Raw genomic sequence first — 20,408 nt, 5'->3', positions numbered from 1 at the left:
CGTTAGCTGTCCGAAGCTAGCGCTTCAGTCTCACGGACAGTGCCGGAACCCTTCGCCGGCGCAGAACGTCGGCGGGACCTGTACCTGATTGCTAATAGCACAAGCAACGCGGCGAGCGCCGCCAGGCTGACAATCCGGCCTGTTGTGTCGGCCGCTGTGCCAGTCCAGCGCAACGCCACCAGGTGACGCCCGGGACCCAGCTTTACCAGGGGTAAGCCAGTATCCGGATCCGCGATCAATGCTTGCGGCTGGCCGTCCACCGTCACGCTCCAGGCAGGGAAGGCAAAGACGGGCAGGCGTACGCTGACAGGGCGCGGCGTCTCGATGACAACAGACAACGCATGCGTGCGCTTGACAAGCGCATCGCAATAAATCTGAAGGCGGCGACATTCGCCCTCCAGCTTGCCGTCTGCTACCCATTGAGTCCAGTGCGGACCACGCACGGCAGGCTGGTATTCCGGCTGCCCGAAACGGCCCACCATGAAGGTATCGCGGGCCGGCAACTGGACGCCATTGCGGTATAGTCCGAGCTGCAGGAAGCCGGTGAGAGCACATTGGATCGCCACCAATAGCACGACCGCAATGCGTGCCGTCCTACCCCAACGTGTCCAGGCGCCTTCGGCAATGTGGATTGCCAGCGAGAGGTTGGCCAGCACTGCAGCGATGAATATGAAGCGGTAAGGATATTGCAGCATCCGCAGTTGCTTGATATAGGCGTAAAGCGGATAGGCCAGCTCGGTCGACAGCAGCAGCGCGGCCAACGCCACTAGCGAGAGACGACGTGCCAGTATCTGCATGGGCTTGGCTGGTGTGTGCCAGGGAAAGATGCTCAACACGATCGTTCCCAGAGTGACGAGTCCGAGCGGCCATTGGATTGCCGCCCAGCGTAGGCCATCACGCGCATGTGCAATCGGAAAAACGAAAGCACGCGCCCACATGTGCTCGCTTTCCGACCAGCCGGCGGGAGTAATCAGTTTCAGCTGGGTCACGGCAGGGTAGATGAAGAATGCCGCCAAAGCCAGCCCCAGCAGCACGCCCGCACCCCAGTCAAGGTGGCCGCGCAAGGTGCGGCGTGCTGGGAACGCGAACATCAGCCGTCCAAGCGCAGTCGCGCACAGCGTGATGAGACCGCTGAGGAGATGGCTCAGGCAAACGAGGCACAACAGCATCCCCAAGCGCGTCACACGTGGCCGGTCACGGATGCTTTCGGAAACGAATAAAAGCGCAAACGGCACGCTCAATAACCAGGGAAAGGCGCCCAGGTTAGTTGGCAGAAAGTACAGCAGAGGCCCGGCGACGACGAAGACGGCACCAGCCAGCGCTATCTGGCCGGAATAGCGGCTGAGGAAAGTCTGGTATACGATCGCACCCAGCAGCATGTAGGGAACCATGATGCCCAGCAATAGCGCGTATTCAGATCGAATGCCCAGCAGAGCGAAGCTGCTGGTGATGTAGTAAAACAGCGGTTGGTAGTACACAAAGCTCGGGTCACCCAGACCAAGCATGGCGGCATGCGCCCAGCGCGGCAGTAACTGGCCGTCACGTAGTGCGTCAGCAAACTGCTCTGCCCAGCGCAGGTGCGTCGGAATGTCGTGTTGGTCGGTCAGGCGCAGGGTCAACAGCGGATACAGCCACATCAGACCAATGAAGAGCATGAGGCAAGCCAGACCTCCGGTCGAAGCACGTCTGGTTGTCATGGACGCTGTTCCCGATGACTGTCATTGGAGTACTCGCCCGCCAGTTCCGACCCGAGCAGGCGGTTGACCAGATATAGCGGCCGGCGCTTGACCTCGTTGAAGATACGGCCGACATACTCGCCCAGCAGACCCACCGAGATCAGCTGCACGCCGCCCAGGAACAGGATCACCGCCATCAGGGACGGATAACCGCGCACCGGGTCACCGTACATCATCGCTTTCCAGATCACGAATAGCGCATACACCATGGACAGCACGGCGACGAACAAGCCGAGGTAGGTGGACACCTTCAGCGGGGCGACCGTGAATGAAGTGATGCCTTCGATCGCGAAGTTCCACAGCTTCCAGTAGTTCCATTTTGTTTCGCCGGCTGCGCGCGGGTCGCGCCGGTAGAGGAAGGGTTTTGATGGGAAACCTACCCAGGCGAACAGGCCCTTCATGAAACGGTGCTCTTCGCGCAGCAGGGACAGTGCCTGCACGGCGCGGCGCGACATCAGGCGGAAGTCGCCGGTGTCCTTCGGGATTTCTACCCGGCTGACCTGCTTGATCAGGCGATAAAAGTATTTTGCCGTGGTCTTCTTGAACCAGCTTTCGCCATCGCGAACGGTGCGTGTGCCGTAGACCACGTCGTAGCCTTCACGCCAGATGTCGAGCATCTGGGGGATGAATTCCGGCGGATCCTGCAGGTCCGAATCGAGCACGATGACAACTTCGCCCTTGGTATGGTCCAGGCCCGCACTGAGAGCGATTTCCTTGCCGAAGTTGCGCGACAGGTCGACCACGGTGACATGCGGATCGGCGATCCGCAAGGCATGCATCAGCGCCAGAGTGTTGTCGCGGCTGCCATCATTGACGAGCACGATCTCATAGTCACAGCCGATACTGCGCATGACTTCGCTCACACGGCGGTGGAATTCACCCAGCACTTCCTGCTCGTTGTAAGCAGGGGCGACGACGGAAATACTCGGCATCGCACCCGGCGCGCGCGGTGCCAACGCCGGATGGGAGGACGCGGCCTGCAATTGGTCGGCTACCGGAAAATCCATAATTTACTCACGGTGAAATTGATGACGAGAATCGCGACGGTGGCGATTATTTGGGCTAGCAGAAAATGCAGGCCAGCAGCACTGAGCATCGCCACCAGCATGCCGTTAAGCACAGCACCAACCATGGCCATCAGGGCAAAACGAGGCAGGGTTCGCGCATGGCTATGTTGATTGTCGAAGGTATAGCGGCTGTTGATCAGATAGACCGTACAAGCGCCGGCGGTCGCTCCCACGAAAGCGGCACTGCCTGCCGGAACACCGAACTGCGACACCAGCATGATCAGAATCACGTAATGGAGCGCAGTGCCTGCACCGCCAGCCGCCACGAATTTCGTGAACTGTATGCCAAGATTCCTGATCAATGGAATCTTGTAGGAAGGCTGGGAAGGTTTAAGCATGGCAGGTAAATACGGAGAAAATAACTTTATATTAACATGGGGCAAAGTTTATTACGTGTAAATAGTGAATATGCGTGACTAAATACCACAAATGAAAAGAGCCGCTCCAATGGAGCGGCTCTTTTCTATTTACGTTCAGGCGCAAATGCTGTGTCTGCCGTGCTTACTGCGCTTCGTAAGCACCGATGTCGAAGGCGCCCAGTACTGGGCGCGCCATGCCGGCGGCGGTGTGCTTGTACTGCGCAACCGGCTTGAGAGATACACCAGCGCTCGAGCTACCCGGCACCGAACCGGCATTGGTCACAAGCGTATTAGCCAGCGGACGCAGGTCCCATGCCGAACGGTTCACGAAGCCCGGCGACACCGAACGGTAGTTGGTTTTCTGCACAGCACTGGTCTGGGTGGTCAGGGTACCGGTACCGCCAAAGATGTTGTTTTGCAGAAGAGCCGCAGTGGTCACGCCCGAGCCGATCTGGACGAAGGTACCGCGCGAGCTGTCGTCGTTCAGGAAGGTGTTGTTGACCACGTACAGATCTTTCCCCGGGTTGCTCGCGCCTTCTTCGCCATAAGCCAGCATAGTCGGGTTGCTGTGGCTTGCCGGTTGTTGGATCACGTTGCCGATCACATAGCTGGTGCCAGCGTTCGGCAGGTCGATCTCGTAGCTCGGTTTGCCAATCGCGGTGCTGCCTGTAACGCCGGACGAGAAGCGGTTGTAGACGATTGTGTTGACGCGTGCGCGCGATTTCAGGTTGTGGCCGACATTCGCATCGTGCGAATAGTTGTAACGGAAGGTCAGGCTACCGACGTTGCCGATGTACAGATTGTGACTGTATCCGTCACCGTAGCCGTTATGGCCAAATTCACTGTACTCGATCAGGATGTTGCTAGCGGTGTTCACACCGGTCAAGATGCCGTTCTCGTTATCGTGCAGGAATGCGTTACGTAGCGTGAAGCCGGTGCCTTCGAGCCGTAGTGCGGCGCCGTTCTTGTCGGCGACCTTAGCACCGTACATCTCGACGTTATCGACGGTGACGTTGTTGCCGGAAACGACCCAGATACCTTTGCCCATGGCGTTTTTGCCGTTTGCATTGATTTTCGGACGGCCATTCACGCCGCGGATCGTGAGGTTGCTGGCAGCGATGCCGCAGACGTCGCCGCTATAGGTGGTGTTGCCGGTGATTTCGACCACGTCGCCGCTCTTAGCGACAGCAAAGGCTTTGCAGGGACTCGCGTAAGTCTTGCCTGGGCCGACGGGGAGCGTGGCGGCTACAGCAGAAGAAGTGAATACCAATCCGATAAGTATTGCCGGGACACAGCGGGTGGTCAAACGGATTTGAAACGACGATTTGATTTGATAACGTTGCATGAATATCCTTAAACCCAAACTTTGTTCATTATCGAAACAATTTTTCTCGGAAACACAACGGTTAAATTACATGACGTAATGAATTATGTTAAGTAACCATATGTAACATAATTGTTGTAATAATGAAATTATATGAGTTGCGTTTCACTATGAAAATTCCTCCTGTACCAAGTGTGAATGTTACAGAAAAAAAATCTGGTAGTTGCTAAATTGCGACATTAAGTCACATAAAAAGTTAATAAAAAGCCGAGGTACCGACTGGCGGTAACTCGGCTTCAAGCGTAATTAGAATTAGCGCGGAACGATGGCGAACTGCGGTCCGGTACCGTAGTTTGGTTTAACGCTACGGTTGGCAAACACAGTCCAAGCACTCTTGCCTGCAGAACCGCCGACTGTCGCAGCGTAAGCAAGCGCAGGTTGCATGTTTGCTGGATAACCTTCGGTCGAAGACGCGTAACCTTTCATTTCGCCCACTTTCAGGCCGAGCTTACTTGCCATTTCTGAGCTGTTGCACTGCAAAGCCAAAATGTCTGCCGTGTGGCTGGCCGTGTAAGTCTGGGCGATCGTGTTATAAATCGGGCTGTTCGACGAATCACGTACGTTCAAGGCGTAGATAGCGCCGTCGATCCAGCAAGTTCCAGCACCAGTCACGCGCAGGATTGGGAACTTCGATTTCCAGGCCAGCAGGGCGTCTGCCTTGGTAAAGCCGAGCTCAGCGGTATGGCCAACTGCCGAGGTAAAGAAGTCATCCTGCCATGGCGCAAGGCCTCTGCCGTTATTATAGGCAAATGCATGGCTGTCGGTCAGCGCACCGAGCGCATTCGCGCCCGAAGCGTTGGTGTAGGTCGTGTTATAGAAATCCAAGTTGTCGTTGACGATGTTCAAGAACGTGGCCTTCAATGGATTGCCGTCTGGCGTAGCGTATGCTGCTTCCGCCGCTGTACGCAAGGCCCAAGCTTGACCACGGATCTGCTCATTCTTATATAAACCCTTACCAAATTGACGATATGACGGATTCGACTGGAACGAATTCCACATCGCCCAGAACTGCAGTTCTTCTAGATAATAGTAATCACCGGTAACGAGGTAAGGAACATATGCAAAGTTTGGCTGGTGCGCCGGATCATGAACGTTTGGCGAAGCACAGGCCGAGGAGGATGCGCATGCTGGGAAGGCTTCATACTGGCCGATCGCCTTGTTGTAAGTGTCAGTGCGCTGCCCATAGACGGTCATGTATGGGTGATCTGCCACACTGATCGGATACCCTGTCTTGCGGTCGCGATAATGTGAAGACCAGCTACCGGACAGGTCGGCAGTGCCCAACGTCACGTCTTTCGCACGCTTGTCCATACTCAAGAGGTAAGCGACAGTCCAGCCCGGCAGTAAGCCAATATCCATACGACCGCCAGTACCTGGCATGCTAGGATTCGCAAGGCCAACAGCCATCGGTTCGGTGATCGCTCCGGTCCATTTACTCTTGAAACCTGCCAAAGTAGTTTCAGGAATCACGACACTCCGATCATAGTTCGGCAGTGCGCGTGAATTGATCAGGTAAGTCGTGTCGTGCTGGAGGTTCACCGTCGGCTCCACAGTGTTGTACCAGAACAGCTTGCGCCAGCGAGCATGGTGATAATGGGTCATCGATGCCTTACTGTAGACCGCCTTCCCACCCACGATGACACTTGCGTCATAGGTAAAGTTCTGCGGGGACGGCTCATATGCCCAGTCGTTTTCGACGACAACGTCGACACGTGCTTTATTTGCACCTGCATACCAGCGAATGGCGAAACGTGCCGAGAGATGAGGATGCTCGGCACCGCTACTCGTGCGCAATGGTGCTGAGACTTGCCACTCGGTAGCAACCGGCCCGCTCAACCAAGTGGTGGGTTTGGTGCTCTTGAGCAGCTCGTCGGCGGATGCATAATAATCAACGCCGCCGATCTTAGCGTGCACGGAAGTGCTAAAACCGTTGCGCAGCAAGGCATCGATGCTGGTGCTACCAGCGGGTGCAGATCCACCTTTGACCAAGCTCATAGTGCGGGTGACGTTAGCGGCCAAGTTAGGCAGCACCGCCGAGATCACGGCATGGCGCACTGAACCGTCAGTATGCTTGGCCTTGACGTCAACTTGCAGTGGCACGGTGGAGCCATCGTCGAGGCGACCGGTCAGCTGCTCGCCTGCTTGCAGGTGACCGACGGCAAATACTTGGCCGAAAGTGAGCGGCACATTAGTCTGAGCAGCGGTGCCAGTATTCTGAATGCCGATACTGGTGATTCCAGTGCCAACGACTGACGCCGGCATTGAAGTCGTTGGAGGGACAGTCGTGGTGATCGGACCGTTCAGTACATTGGCAGCCAGGCTAGACGAAGCAGAGCTGCTCAGCATGCCAGCGCTTTGGGTGACGGAAGAATTCTGGGATTGGTCGCTACCGGCGCCGCAGGCGGCCAGAGCAGCAGAACATGCAATAACGGAGAGACGACGAAGCGTCGAGAGTTGGTGATGGAATTTCATCTTAATTTCCCTGATTAAGCTCTGTTTCAATGGATATCTTCTTTTTGTACGAAACAGGTTACCCGACAGAAATTAATGACGCACGGAAAAATTACGGTTTTTTTGTGAAATGTCCCCCTGAGGCAACGAAATATTTTCCCTTCTATAACAAATATTGTTCGGTTTAAATGTCGAAAAACTATTTTTTTGCCAACCTGAAATATTTCAGCCGAAAAAAAGCCGCCTTTAGAAGGCGGCCTTTTTGGCGATGGGGCGGCTTACTTCGCAGCTGCCACCATGTAGTCGACGGCGCTCTTGACATCGGCGTCTGGGGCGCTTGACCCGCCTTTCGGCGGCATCACACCCGCTTTACCCTGGAAGCCCTTGATGGCGTGCTCGTACAGGACATTGGTGCCTTGCGCGATACGCGGCGCCCATGCGGCCTTGTCACCGAACTTCGGCGCCCCTGCGACGCCGGTACCATGGCAGGCCACGCAAGCCGAGCTGTACAAGGTCTTGCCTGCTGCGCTTGCCTGTGCAGTGTCGGCTGCGGCAGCGGGAACGGCAGCCGTTGCCGCAGCAGTCGCCGGAGCAGGGGCCGCAGCCGGCGCAACGGGAGCAGGTGCCGCTGCCGCTACCGGCGCAGCGGCGCCAGCCTGGGCGTTGGCGGCCGGCGCTTCCGGCTCCTTGAATTTGGCGCCGCTCTGGTTGGTCATGTAAACGACGGCGCGGGCTACTTCGATATCGTCCAGGTCCGGATTGCCGCCCTTGGCAGGCATAGCGCGGATACCATTGACAGCGTGCTGGACCAAAGTGTCATAGCCTTGTGCGATGCGGGCGCTCCAAGCGCCGCCGTCACCCAGCTTCGGTGCGCCTGCTGCGCCGCTGGCATGGCAGGCAGCGCAAACTGCAGTGTAGACAGCTTGGCCGTTCTGCAGGACCTTCGGTGCATTCATATCCTTGAGCACAAAGCCTTCCTCAGCAACGGGGCGCAGGCGCGCAGCGGTTGCCTCGGCATTCTGTCCGTCCGAACCTGCTCCAGCCCGAGGGTGATTGGTGACGAAGACCACTAACAAGATGATGCCGATAACAATGACCAGGAAAAATCCTGCTACTGCTGCAATCAACTGCTTGGGGGTCCTGATGAAAGACTGGTGCTCACTGTGGTTTGCGTCGCTCATGATTTCCTTATAAATAAAAAAACCTGCTGCGTCCGGCACTTGGTCCAACCTCTACGACAGATGGCTCGAACCGGCCGATTATAGATCGAAAACAACTTAATGGAAACGCAATTTCTCCCACAGCAACGTGCTCTCCATAGACGTGGCGCTTGAAACTCTGTATCCTTCGCATCACTCCTGCGCGGCTGTAGCTCAGTGGATAGAGTATTGGCCTCCGAAGCCAAGGGTCGTGGGTTCGATCCCCGCCAGCCGCGCCACTTCTTTAGGAGATCACTGGTTTACCGAAACGCCTGCCGTTGAAATACCGCTCTCTATTGGTGAGCGGAGTTCGGTCCCAGAACTTCTATCAAGCTCTTGAGAGTCCTCCGATCCATCGCTGCCATGCAGCAGCCGCAACGGCAGTTTCGCTGCCGACCAGTCCCGCTGATCTCGTAATTTATAGGCCGCATACCGGCAGGTCGGTCGCTTCAGGAGCGCTCTGGCCTGCTGTGGCTGAGCCATAATCCACTGGTTGACCAGTTCGGACGCCGTCTCCGGCAGCTGTTGCGCAGGCAGGCGCTGCACTGTCATGTGTTCGCGCAATGCGCGGTTTTCGAGTTCGCCCTGGGCCTGGCGCAGGATGCGTTTGAATTGCGCTTTGATGTTACGGAAAGCGAAGGGGACGTGGCCGGGGATGTCCCAAGTGGCGTCGGCCGCCACGACGATGCGCTTCGGCTCCCAATTCACACTTTCTGGCGCCAGCTTAAGCAGCAGCAGAGCGCCGACCAGCGAATCGGTTCGGTACAGCCCCAGCGGCAGGCGCAGGCCGCGCTCCCTGATGCCGACCATGGCTTCGCTGCTCAGCGCATGCATATTGCCCTGGAAGCCGCCGTGCTGAATCATGTATTGACGGGCTTTCGCGGCCGAACGGCCGACGCTCGGCACCCCGGTCACGCCAAGCGCTTCCGGAGACTCGGCAAGTCGTCGTCTCAGGGCGGTAAAGGCGTCGCGCCGAGCCGCCACATAGCCGTCGACGAAATAAGCGATTTCGCTGCCGGGCCAGATGTGGTGCACGTACTGATTCCAGGCATGGGCCTTATCGCCGACTGCGATCGACCAGACGCGCACCTTGCTGGGACCTTGCTCCAGGGCGCCGGACCGGACCAGTGCGGCAGTCTGTTCGGCCAGGTCTGCATTGCCATTGATGACAACATCGATGACTGCCCCATTGGAGGCGCATGCTGCCAGCGTTGCCGTAATGCAGCGGGTCAAGATATCGATGGATTCACGGGCCGCGATGATCGCAACTGTCCAGGGGGCAATGTTGTTGTACATGTTGGGAAAATATTGAAAACGAGTAAATTATTCTACGTTAAAGTCGTAGCCTGATGCTATTCTCGTCGATGGCGAATACGGCGCCATAACAAGGCGCGCACAATAGCCGCAAAGAAAAACTTGATTTTACGAAAATGCTAAAATTGCATCTGGGCCATGAGTGAAGCTGGACGGTATGCATGCGGCCCGTGTAGAGCCTAATCTCGACGACGCAAGCGTATCTGAGAAGGAGTGCGGGATAGCGCGTGACGGGAAAACCGGTCTCATTTATCTTGTTGGTTTCTTGATATTTCTTAAGACATTTTGGTTGTGGCGCAACAGAGTGGCCAGCATTGCTTGGTGTCACATGTTGTCTTAATACTATTAAATAATAGTAAAATTCCATCTATAAACGGAACGTAATATGAAAGCAGATGAGATCGTGGCAGTAGTGGGTCTGGGCTATGTTGGCCTGCCCCTAGCCGTAGAGTTCGGCAAGAAAGCGAAGACGATTGGTTTCGACCTGTCGGTGTCGAAGGTCGAGAACTACAAACGGTTCGTGGACCCGACCGGTGAAGTGTCGACCGAGCAGCTAAAGGCCGCGCAACACCTGGAAGTGACCACCGATCCATCGCTGCTTTCCCAAGCCGACTACATTGTGGTCGCCGTGCCGACCCCGGTCGATATCGCCCATAACCCCGATTTCACCCCGCTGGCCGGCGCCAGCAAGACCGTCGGCAAGCACATGAAACGCGGCGCGATCGTCGTGTTCGAGTCGACCGTCTACCCGGGCGCCACCGAGGAAGTCTGCATTCCGATCATGGAAAAAGAGTCGGGCCTGAAGTGGATGGAAGACTTCCACGTTGGCTTCTCGCCGGAGCGCATCAATCCGGGCGACAAGGAACACACGCTGACCACGATCCTGAAGGTCGTGTCCGGCGACGACGAAGAAACCCTGGACAGCATCGCCAAGCTGTATGAATCGGTGGTGACGGCCGGCGTGTACCGCGCGTCCAGCATCAAGGTGGCCGAAGCCGCCAAGGTGATCGAGAACACCCAGCGCGACCTGAACATCGCCCTGATGAACGAACTGGCGATCATCTTCGACAAGGTCGGCATCGACACGCTGGAGGTCCTGAAGGCCGCCGGCACCAAGTGGAACTTCCTGCCCTTCCGTCCGGGCCTGGTGGGCGGCCACTGCATCGGCGTCGACCCGTACTACCTGACCCACAAGGCCGAGATGGTCGGCTACCACCCGCAGGTGATCCTGGCCGGCCGCCGCATCAACGACGGCATGGCTAAGTTCGTCGCCGAAAAGACCGTCAAGTCGATGATCTCGTCGGGCTTCCACGTGAAGGGCTCGAAGGTCAACGTGATTGGCCTGACCTTCAAGGAAAACTGCCCGGACCTGCGCAACTCGAAAGTGGCGGACATCGTCCACGAACTGGAATCCTACGGCTGCGAGGTGCACGTCTACGACCCGGTTGCCGAAGCCGACGAAGCCCAGCACGAATACGGCATCAAGCTGGAACGCTGGGAAGACCTGCCGAAGGCCGACGCCCTGGTCGTCGCCGTGCCGCACAAGGAAGTGCTGGCGCGTTCGCTGCTGGACTTCCAGTCCAAGCTGAACGACAACGGCTGCTTCATCGACGTCAAGTCGCAGTTCGATCCGAAGGCGATCAGCGAAGCCGGCTACTGCGTCTGGCGCCTGTAACGCGTACCAGAACTGACGCCACCTGCGCGGCCGCGCCCACGCGGCTGTCCGGCCTACGCAGGTGGCAACCCAGCGGGCCCGTTTCGGCCATCAGCCCGCGTGACTTGTAAGAGTGTTTCCAACGTGAACAAGATTCAAGACGTCCAACAGCAGTTGCGCCAGCACAGTTACCATTGGCTGGTTACCGGCGCTGCCGGTTTCATCGGCTCGAACCTGGTGGAAGCGCTGCTCAAGCTTAACCAACGCGTTACCGGCCTCGATAATTTTGCTACCGGACACCAGCACAACCTCGACCAGGTGCGTGAGCTGGTCGGTGAGGCAGCCTGGTCCAACTTTACGTTCCAGCAGGCCGACATCCGCTCACCCGAAGATTGCGCACGCGCTTGCACCGGTGTCGATTTCGTCCTGCACCAGGCCGCGCTCGGCTCGGTGCCGCGCTCGATCGCCAATCCGCAGCTGACCAACGAAACGAATATTTCCGGTTTCCTGAACATGCTGGTGGCAGCGCGCGATGCCAAAGTGAAGCGCTTCGTCTACGCCGCCTCCAGTTCGACGTATGGCGACCATCCGGACCTGCCGAAGGTCGAGGACCGGATCGGCAAGCCGCTCTCGCCCTACGCCGTGACCAAGTACGTCAACGAGCTGTATGCCGATGTATTCGGCCGTACCTATGGCTTCGAATCGATCGGGCTGCGTTATTTCAACGTGTTCGGTCCACGCCAGGATCCGAACGGCGCCTATGCCGCGGTGATCCCGAAATGGGTCATGGCGCTGATCCGCAACGAGGAACTGCGCATCAACGGCGATGGCGAAACCAGCCGCGATTTCTGCTATGTCGACAACGTTGTGCAGGCAAATCTGCTGGCGGCAATGGCCGGCAGCGACGCCGCCAACCAGGTCTATAACGTCGCGCTGAACGACCGTACTTCGCTCAATCAGCTGCACACGATGATGACCGGGCTGCTGGCCGCACGTTTCCCGCACGTGGCCGCGCACAAACCGACCTATGTCGACTTCCGCAAGGGCGATGTGCGCCACTCGCAGGCCGACATCAGCAAGGCCGCGACCCTGCTGGGTTACGCGCCGACGCACCGCATCGGCGACGGCCTGAAGCAGGCCATGGACTGGTACGTCGACAATTTGCCGCGATAAGCACTGCAGTATGAGTTCTGTATGTAATAAGAATACCGGAGGCTACCGTGCTTAGGATCTCTAATCACTACGTGTCGAAGATCGTCTTCGTCCTGTTGTTCGTCGAAGTGCTGGTGCTGCTCGGGGCCGCTTATGTCGGCGCCGCGGTGCGCTTCATGGAATTGGGCCAGCCGCTCGGCCTGCCGAACGTCGAGAACCTCGATCACTTCTTCACCTCGGCCATCGCCTTCACCGCCGCCATCATTTTCAGCATGAGCGCGATGGGTATGTACCAGCTCGACTTCAACGAAGGCCTGCGTCATCCCTTCTTCATGAAGCTGATGCCCTCGTTCCTGATGGGCTTCCTGATCCTGACGCTGGTGTTCTACGTGGCGCCCGACCTGTATTTCGGCCGCGGCATCCTGGCGCTGGTGTTCGCGATCGCCGCCGCCGGCATCTTCATCGCGCGCATGGTCTTCTTCAAGACCTCCGAACTGCGCTTCCTCGAGACGCGCATCCTGTTCCTCGGCAGCGGACCGCTGGCCAAGGAATGCAGCGACCTGGCCCTGCAGAGCACCAGCTACCACCGCTACAACATCACCGGCTTCATCCCGACGCCGAACGAAGAACTGTGCGTGCCCTCGGAAAGCCTGCTCAATGGGCGCGAAAGCGATACGCTGGCATCGCTGGCGCGCCAGTACAACGTCGAGGAGATCGTGGTGTCGGTGCAGAACCGCCGCGGCGGCTTCCCGATCAAGGAACTGCTCGAGTGCAAACTGGCCGGCCTGAAGGTGACCGACGCCGCCACCTTCTTCGAGCGCGAAACCTGCCAGATCCGGGTCGACTCGCTGCAGCCGTCCTGGCTGGTGTTCGGCGGCGGCTTCGACCAGAGTTTCGTGCGCACCTTCATGAAGCGCAGCTTCGACATCGTCTGCAGCGTGATCATCATGCTGCTGACCTTCCCGCTGATGCTGCTGGCCGCGCTGGCCGTCAAGCTCGAAGACCGCGGTCCGGTATTCTATTCGCAGGAGCGGGTCGGCAAGGACGGCAAGACCTTCTTCGTGCATAAATTCCGCAGCATGCGTACCGATGCCGAAAAGGGCGGCAAGCCGCAGTGGGCACAGCAGAACGATCCGCGCATCACCCGCGTCGGCAATTTCATGCGCAAGACCCGTATCGACGAGCTGCCGCAGATCCTCAACGTGTTCAAGGGCGACATGTCCTTCGTCGGCCCGCGCCCGGAACGCCAGTACTTCGTCGACCAGCTGATCGAAGTGGTCCCGTATTACAATGTGCGCCACAGCGTCAAGCCGGGCATCACTGGCTGGGCCCAGGTCCGCTACGGCTACGGTTCGTCCGCCGAGGATGCCCTGCAAAAGCTCCAGTACGACCTGTACTACGTGAAGAACAACAGCCTGTTCCTCGACGTCCTGATCCTGATCGATACCCTGAAGGTCGTGCTGTTCCGCAGCGGACGCTGAGCTGCTCCGACAGATCATCGTGACCAATATCGCCGCCTATAGTTACGCACTGGCCGCAGCCGGTTATTTGCTGCTTGGTCTGCTGGTGCTGTCGGGCTGGCGCGCCCGCGCGCAGCGCGGTCCGCTGTCCTGCGCCTGCCTGCTGACCGCGTTGTGGGCCGCCGTCCTGGCCTGGGATGCCAGCCAGGAGCGGCTCTGGACCACGGTTACCGGTTCGCTCGAAGTGCTGCGCGACGGCGCCTGGTCGGTGTTCCTGGTGGCGCTGCTGGGCCACTGGCGCGCCGAGAACAGCCGGCTGCCGTTCAGCCTGCGGCCCTCGCTGTTCGTGGCCGGCTGCGCCTATCTGGTACTGCTGGTGGCGATGCTGGCCGGGCACTGGCACGTCGAACTGCTGAACGCCGTCGGCGGACTGTCGGTGGTGACTGCGTTTGCCTGCCTGGGGGTGTACGGCATGCTGCTGGTCGAACAGGTGTACCGCAACAAGACCATCGAAGAGCGCTGGGCGATCAAGTTCGCCTGCCTCGGCATCGGCGGCATGTTCGCCTACGACTTTTATCTGTACACCAACATGATGCTGTTCCGCGAGCTGAATCCGGAGCTGTGGAACGCGCGCGGTGTGATCAATGCGCTGACCGTGCCGTTGGTGACGGCGTCGATGCTGCGCAGCAGGGCCTGGAGCACGTCCTTCGCGGTATCGCGCCGCGTGATGTTCCATTCGGCGGCGCTGTTCGGCTCGGCGATCTACCTGCTGGCAATGGGATCGGCCGGTTATTACCTGCGCTTCTTCGGCGGCCGCTGGGGCACCGTGATGCAGGCCGGCTTCCTGTTCGGCGCGATCTGCCTGCTGCTGGTGATCCTGTTTTCCGGCACCTTCCGCTCCTGGCTGAAGGTCTCGATCAGCAAGCACTTCTTCACCTACAACTACGACTACCGCGAAGAGTGGATGCGCTTTACCCGCACCCTGTCCGAACGCGGCCCGAACCTGGGCGACCGCGCGATCCAGGCGATGGCGGCACTGGTCGAGAGTCCGGGCGGCGCCCTGTGGCAGCGCAGCGACGCCGGCACGTACGAGCCGCGCGCGCACTGGCACGTGCCGGCGGTCGGTACCACGGAACCGGTCAACTCGCCGTTCTGCCAGTTCCTGGAAAGCACCCAGTGGGTGGTCGACCTCGACGAGTTCGTGCTCCATCCCGACAAATACGAAGGCCTGGCGGTGCCGCAATGGCTGCTGGACTATCCGCGCCGCTGGCTGGTGGTGCCGCTGATCCTGCACCAGAAGCTGTTCGGTTTCGTGCTGCTGCAGCGCGCGCGCAGCCGGCTCAAGCTGAACTGGGAAATCACCGACCTGCTGGAGATCGCCGGCAGCCAGGCCGCCGGCCACCTGGCCCAGGAAGACGCGGCGAATGCGCTGATGGTGGCGCGCCAGTTCGAATCCTTCAACCGCATGTCGACCTTCGTCGTGCACGATTTGAAGAATCTGGTGGCGCAGCTGTCGCTGATGAACGCCAACGCCGAAAAGCACAAGGACAATCCCGAATTCCAGCGCGACATGCTGGAAACCCTGAACCACTCGGTGCAGAAGATGAAGCTGCTGCTGCAGAAGCTCTCGCGCACCGAGAACGCAGAAAAGCCGCTGCCGCTGGCCGTCGAACAAGTGGTGCGCCAGGCGGTGGCGCTGAAGAGCGCTTTCGAACCGCGTCCGCAGCTGGTGGTGGCGGTGCCGGGCATGAAGGTGATGGCGGACCGCGAGCGCCTCGAGCGCGTGGTCGGGCACCTGATCCAGAACGCGATCGAGGCCACGCCGCCGCACGGCCATGTCATGATCCGCCTGGGCCAGCGCGAGGAGGGTGCGCATGCCGGCGCGGTCGAGATCGAGATCGCCGACACCGGCCAAGGCATGAGCGAAGAATTCATTCGCGAGCGCCTGTTCAAGCCTTTCGACTCGACCAAGTCGGCTGGCATGGGCATCGGCGTGTTCGAAAGCCGCGAATACATCACCGAGCTGGGTGGCATGCTGGAAGTCAGCAGCCAGCCCGGAATCGGCACCACATTCAAGGTCGTGCTGCCGCTGTACCACGAGCCGGCGCCAGCCATGCTCAGTTGAGCGATGCCTGAGAGAGGATATCCATGACCCAAACCAAACTGAAACTCCTGATCATCGAAGACGATCCCGGCCTGCAGAAGCAGCTGCGCTGGAGCCTTGACGCCTATGACGTCGTGGTCGCGGGCGACCGCGAAGCCGCACTGGCCCAGATCCGCCGCCACGAACCGGCGGTGGTCACCATGGACCTGGGCCTGCCGCCCGACCCGGACGGCTCGACCGAGGGCCTGGCCACCCTGCAGCAGATCCTGGCGCTGGCGCCGGACACCCGCGTGATCGTCCTGACCGGCAACCAGGACCACAACAATGCGGTCAAGGCGATCGGCATGGGCGCCTACGACTTCCACCAGAAGCCGGTCGACCCCGAGGTGCTGAACCTGGTGATCCAGCGCGCCTTCTTCCTGCACAACCTGCAGCAGGAAAACCGCCGCATGCAGCAGTCGCAGGCCGATTCGCCGCTGTCGGGCGTGATCTCGCGCGACCCCGGCATGCTGAAAGTCTGCCGCACCGTCGAGAAGGTGGCGCCGACTTCGGCTTCCGTGATGCTGCTGGGCGAATCCGGCACCGGCAAGGAAGTGCTGGCGCGCGCCGTGCACGCGCTGTCGCCGCGCTCGAAAGAACGCTTCATGGCGATCAACTGCGCAGCGATCCCGGAAAACCTGCTCGAGAGCGAACTGTTCGGCTACGAGAAGGGCGCCTTCACCGGCGCCGCCAAGCAGACCAAGGGTAAAGTCGAACTGGCCCACGGCGGCACCTTCTTCCTCGACGAAGTCGGCGACCTGCCGATGCCGCTGCAGGCCAAGCTGCTGCGCTTCCTGCAGGAGCGCGTGATCGAGCGCATCGGCGGCCACGAAGAGATCCCGGTCGACGTGCGCATCGTTTGCGCGACCCACCAGAAGCTGAAGGACTTGTGCGCGCAGGGCCGCTTCCGCGAGGACTTGTATTACCGCTTGTCCGAGATCGTGGTGACCATCCCGCCGATGCGCCAGCGCGAAGGCGATGCCGCGCTGCTGGCCCACCATTTTAAAAACAAGTTCTGCGCCCAGGAGTCGCGCTCCTCGCTGCATTTCGCGCCGGACGCGCTGGCCGCGATCGAAGGCTATGCCTGGCCGGGCAATGTGCGCGAAATGGAAAACTGCATCAAGCGCGCGGTCATCATGGCGGACGGGAACACCATCGTCGCCGAAGACCTGGGCCTGCCCGACGTCGACGCCGAGGAGTCGCCGCTGAACCTGCGTCAGGTGCGCGACGAGGCCGAATACAAAGCCATCGTGCGGGCGCTGGCGCGCGCCGACGGCAACATCGTCAAGGCCTCCGAGATGCTGGGCGTCAGCCGCCCGACCCTGTACGACCTGATGGGACGGCACGGGATCAAGGTCGCCGCGTGAGGCCTGCGCCACGCAGGACCCGCCGCTTGCGTTTCACCCATGTGGTCTTGCTGCTCGGGGCGACAGGCTTACTGGCGCTGGCCGGCGGCCTGCTGTTCCTGCAGGGGCAGGGCATCACCCCGCGGCAGCTGGCCCCTTACATCGAAAAGCGCAGCAGCGGCCACAATCCACTGATCACTGGCGCGGGCCGGGGCATCGCCGCCATGCTGCTCGGCCTGGACCGCGGCGATGGGCCGGCGCTGCGGCCGCCATCGTCCGCCGGCGCGCAATCTGCCGCCGCTGGGGAGGAAGGTGGTGCGCGCAAGCTAGTCCGGTCGGGCGAGGAGGTTCGGCGCGCGATCGCAGTCGCTGTGCCCGGGGACGTTATCGTGCTCCTGCCTGGGGCCTACCGTATTCGAGGTGATGTCGTCGTCACACGTGCGGGAAAGCAAGGTGAGCCGATCGTCGTGCGCGCCGATCTGCCGGGCAGTGTGATTATCGAATTCGACGCTGGCGAAGGCTTCCGAGTGTTAGCTCCATACTGGCGTTTCGAAAATTTGACCATTCACGGCGTCTGCTCCCATCAAGAGTTCTGTGAGCACGCTTTTCATGTGGTTGGCGGCGCTCATCACTTCGCGGCCGTCAACAACACGATCCTTGACTTCAACGCTCATATCAAGATCAATGGCGAAAACGGGCGATTTCCAGACGCAGGCTTGATTGAATCGAACACGCTCACTAATTTAGTACCGCGACGCACCGAATCGGCACCGGTTACGCCGGTCGATTTGGTAGGGGCAAATGATTGGGTGATCCGGCGCAATCTGATAACCGACTTCGTTAAGGCTGGCGGCGACCGCATCAGCTATGGCGCCTTCGCCAAAGGTGCCGGCGTCCGTAACCGCTTCGAGCAAAATGTGGTGCTGTGCGAACAGCGCCTGCGTGGACTGCCGGGGCAGCGAATCGGCCTGTCCTTCGGCGGCGGCGGCACCGGCAAGCAATACTGCCGCGATCGCAAATGTGTGACCGAACAGGATCAAGGCGTCATGCAGGCGAACCTTGTCGCGTCCTGCTCGGACGTGGGCATATACCTGAACGCGAGCGCGGGAACTCAATTGAATGTCAATACGCTGGTCGATACGGCCGGCGTCGACGTGCGCTTTCCGGAAAGCAGCGTCAAGGCCGACGGCAATTTGGTCGACGGTACGATCCGCAGCCGCAACGGTGGCCGGGTGCATGCGGGCGACAATTTGGAAACCCCGATCATGCTGAGCTACTTTGGCTATCATCCGCTGCGCAGGTCGTTTACGGCACCGCCGCGCCATACGGCCGACGCAGCGAACACGGCGCTGGATCTGTGTGGTGCCGCGCGCGGATCTGTACGGCGCTATGGCGCCTTCGAGGATGTTGCGGCCTGCTGGCGTAACGCCGTTAATGGCGACGCGCGCTAGGCCGCGCGCAGCCAGGTGGCGGTCCAGTCCACCACCTGCTCGTGCCACTCGCGCCGCGAGCAGGTATGGTCGGCGCCGGGCAGCGTGTGCCGGGTGACCCGCGCGCCGGCGAGCAGGCGCGCCCAATCGTCCGAAGCCGATGGCAGCCCGGCAAATTCCTGGGCCGTCAGGTCGGCGCCGCTCAGCATCACCAGGATGCTGCCCTTGAACTGCCGCAGCGCAGCGTGCATGCGCTCGGGCAGGCTGGCACTGCCGGCTTCCTGCTGTGCGGACGGGGCAGGGCTCTTGAACGCGGATCGGACCAGGCCCACGAACGAGCCGGTGGCCTGGCGCAGGTCGAACTGGCCGGCGGCGATCTTTTTCCAGAGGCCCGGATCCAGCACCCGGCTGCGGTAATAGTGCTTCAGGGTCGCCTTGGCGGCGCCCTCTTCGGTCCGCACCCAGGGATTGAGCAGGGCCAGGCCGGCCACGCGCGGGTCGCCGGGCGCATACAGGGCGGCGGCCGAGGCGCCGTCGCACAGGCCCCATAACACCACGTCGGTGAGGCCCGGCGCCTGCGCCAGGAAACAGTCGAGTGCCGCGCGCAAGTCGTCCTGAATCTGTTCGAAATCGCGCGGGATGCCTTCGCTGTCGCCCATGCCGCGGTAGTCGAAGCGCATGGCCGGGATGCCGGCTTGCGCCAGGCTGCGCGCCAGCAGCGTGAACTGGCGGTGGCTGCCGGTACGTACCTGCGGGCCGCCGACCACGATCAAAACGCCGCGCGAAGCCGCCTGCGCCGGCAGCGACAGCACACCGTGCAGCCACGCGCCGCCGCAGGTAAAGCGTACTGCGCGTTCTTCAGGCTGCATGGCTGGGCTCCCGGTAAAGCGCGCCGGTGGCGTCGAGCAGCGCAGGGCACTCGCTGATTTCCGGCGTCGTCCAGAACGGCTCGCCGTGCACCACCTGCAAGCCGAAATCGATGCGCTGGGCGCGCCAGTTCGCCGCCACCGCGCTGGCTGCGGGCGGCAACGGGCGGCCGGCGGCGGTGACCTCGAACCAGTCGATGCGGCAGCCGCGCGGCGCCAGCACCGAAGCGTCGAGGCGCTCGATGGCGGCCGCCATGGCCGGCGCCAGTTCGTAGCCGGCGACCTCGAGCGGCTTGCCTTGCTCGAGCTGCTGGCGCAGCGCCTTGGTGCCGCCGTTGCCGGCGCCGTCCTGCAGCAGTTCGGCGGCCACGCGCATGCGCAGGAACTGGGTCAGGAAGCCGGCGCCGCTGGTGACCGGCTGCCACAGCAGCAGGGCAGGCGGTACGACGGCGGCGCCGGCCGCATAGTCGAGCGCGAGCAGGGCGCCCAGGCGCAGGCCCCACAGGCCGGCCGGGCGCCCGAGCCGTTGCTGGAGCCAGGCGCGCGCCTCGTCGACGTCACGCTTCCAGCCGTCCCAGCGGGCATCGCCGAAGTCGCCGCTGCTGTCACCGCAGCCGTGCAGGTCGATCTGCAGTACGCCGACGCCGAGCGCGGCCAGGGCACGCGCCTGCAATGCCGCCATGCGGCGCGACTTGTTCATCTCTTCGGCGAACGGGTGCAGGTAGACCAGCGCGCCCCGGCATTCGCCGCGCGGCGCATGGAACAGGCAATAGCGGAAGCCATCCTGCACCGGCAGGAAAAACCCCTCGGCCGGCGCACGTTCGGGCGCCGCGTTCGCCGGCGCCAT

15 protein-coding genes and 1 tRNA gene are annotated in these 20,408 nt (G+C 60.7%); 7 read left to right on the top strand and 9 right to left on the bottom strand.

Annotated elements, in window-relative coordinates:
• Nucleotides 1–2 precede the first annotated feature (2 nt).
• The 6 genes from NX782_RS17645 to NX782_RS17620 form a co-directional block, all read right to left on the bottom strand.
• Nucleotides 3–1,655, bottom strand: a complete 1,653-nt coding sequence (locus NX782_RS17645; protein WP_258846790.1) for a 6-pyruvoyl-tetrahydropterin synthase-related protein — start codon at nucleotides 1,653–1,655, stop codon at nucleotides 3–5.
• 38 nt (nucleotides 1,656–1,693) lie between these two features.
• A complete protein-coding gene (locus tag NX782_RS17640) occupies nucleotides 1,694–2,743 on the bottom strand; it encodes a glycosyltransferase family 2 protein (protein ID WP_258846789.1) in 1,050 nt (349 codons plus the stop codon).
• Entirely contained in the window at nucleotides 2,728–3,141 is a 414-nt protein-coding gene (locus tag NX782_RS17635) for a GtrA family protein (protein ID WP_258846788.1), read from the bottom strand. Before NX782_RS17635 ends, NX782_RS17640 begins: the two co-directional genes overlap by 16 nt.
• 163 nt (nucleotides 3,142–3,304) lie before the next feature.
• Nucleotides 3,305–4,507 carry a right-handed parallel beta-helix repeat-containing protein gene (locus NX782_RS17630; protein ID WP_258846787.1) on the bottom strand — a complete coding sequence of 401 codons (1,203 nt, stop codon included), beginning with the start codon at nucleotides 4,505–4,507 and terminating at the stop codon, nucleotides 3,305–3,307.
• Nucleotides 4,508–4,798: 291 nt separating this feature from the next.
• Nucleotides 4,799–7,018 (bottom strand): RIFT barrel domain-containing protein, encoded by a 2,220-nt coding sequence (locus NX782_RS17625; RefSeq protein ID WP_258846786.1) that lies wholly within the window; start codon nucleotides 7,016–7,018, stop codon nucleotides 4,799–4,801.
• 257 nt (nucleotides 7,019–7,275) lie between these two features.
• The gene (locus NX782_RS17620) at nucleotides 7,276–8,178 is read right to left on the bottom strand and encodes a c-type cytochrome (RefSeq protein ID WP_258846785.1); all 903 of its coding nucleotides are present in this window, start codon (nucleotides 8,176–8,178) and stop codon (nucleotides 7,276–7,278) included.
• A 181-nt stretch (nucleotides 8,179–8,359) separates the two neighbouring features.
• Between NX782_RS17620 and NX782_RS17615 the strand changes: the two genes are divergently transcribed.
• Nucleotides 8,360–8,435, top strand: a tRNA-Arg gene (locus NX782_RS17615).
• A gap of 13 nt (nucleotides 8,436–8,448) precedes the next feature.
• Here the strand turns inward: NX782_RS17615 and NX782_RS17610 are convergent.
• On the bottom strand, nucleotides 8,449–9,492 hold the full coding sequence (locus NX782_RS17610) for a hypothetical protein (RefSeq protein ID WP_258846784.1): 1,044 nt from the start codon (nucleotides 9,490–9,492) through the stop codon (nucleotides 8,449–8,451).
• Between the two features lie 403 nt (nucleotides 9,493–9,895).
• Here NX782_RS17610 and NX782_RS17605 point away from each other — a divergent pair, with 403 nt between their 5' ends.
• The 6 genes from NX782_RS17605 (at nucleotide 9,896) to NX782_RS17580 (ending at nucleotide 18,716) form a co-directional block, all read left to right on the top strand.
• Entirely contained in the window at nucleotides 9,896–11,185 is a 1,290-nt protein-coding gene (locus NX782_RS17605; RefSeq protein ID WP_258846783.1) for a nucleotide sugar dehydrogenase, read from the top strand.
• 123 nt (nucleotides 11,186–11,308) lie between these two features.
• Nucleotides 11,309–12,337 (top strand): SDR family oxidoreductase, encoded by a 1,029-nt coding sequence (locus NX782_RS17600; protein ID WP_258846782.1) that lies wholly within the window; start codon nucleotides 11,309–11,311, stop codon nucleotides 12,335–12,337.
• A gap of 47 nt (nucleotides 12,338–12,384) precedes the next feature.
• The gene (locus tag NX782_RS17595) at nucleotides 12,385–13,797 is read left to right on the top strand and encodes a TIGR03013 family XrtA/PEP-CTERM system glycosyltransferase (protein ID WP_258846781.1); all 1,413 of its coding nucleotides are present in this window, start codon (nucleotides 12,385–12,387) and stop codon (nucleotides 13,795–13,797) included.
• A gap of 19 nt (nucleotides 13,798–13,816) precedes the next feature.
• Nucleotides 13,817–15,901 (top strand): XrtA/PEP-CTERM system histidine kinase PrsK, encoded by a 2,085-nt coding sequence (gene prsK, locus NX782_RS17590; protein WP_258846780.1) that lies wholly within the window; start codon nucleotides 13,817–13,819, stop codon nucleotides 15,899–15,901.
• A 23-nt stretch (nucleotides 15,902–15,924) separates the two neighbouring features.
• Entirely contained in the window at nucleotides 15,925–17,286 is a 1,362-nt protein-coding gene (prsR, locus tag NX782_RS17585) for a PEP-CTERM-box response regulator transcription factor (RefSeq protein WP_258846779.1), read from the top strand.
• A 26-nt stretch (nucleotides 17,287–17,312) separates the two neighbouring features.
• The gene (locus NX782_RS17580) at nucleotides 17,313–18,716 is read left to right on the top strand and encodes a chondroitinase-B domain-containing protein (RefSeq protein ID WP_258846778.1); all 1,404 of its coding nucleotides are present in this window, start codon (nucleotides 17,313–17,315) and stop codon (nucleotides 18,714–18,716) included.
• Here the strand turns inward: NX782_RS17580 and NX782_RS17575 are convergent.
• On the bottom strand, nucleotides 18,713–19,564 hold the full coding sequence (locus NX782_RS17575) for a hydrolase 1, exosortase A system-associated (protein WP_258846777.1): 852 nt from the start codon (nucleotides 19,562–19,564) through the stop codon (nucleotides 18,713–18,715). The two genes, NX782_RS17580 and NX782_RS17575, sit on opposite strands and share 4 nt — an antisense overlap.
• Nucleotides 19,554–20,408 (bottom strand): hydrolase 2, exosortase A system-associated, encoded by an 855-nt coding sequence (locus NX782_RS17570; protein ID WP_258846776.1) that lies wholly within the window; start codon nucleotides 20,406–20,408, stop codon nucleotides 19,554–19,556. The genes NX782_RS17575 and NX782_RS17570 overlap by 11 nt, the downstream gene beginning before the upstream one ends.

It is taken from the genome of Massilia norwichensis (assembly GCF_024753245.1).
Taxonomy (GTDB): Bacteria; Pseudomonadota; Gammaproteobacteria; order Burkholderiales; family Burkholderiaceae_D; genus Telluria; species Telluria norwichensis.
Note: the sequence above shows the minus strand (reverse complement) of the source record. Positions and strands in the feature narration are given on the sequence as shown.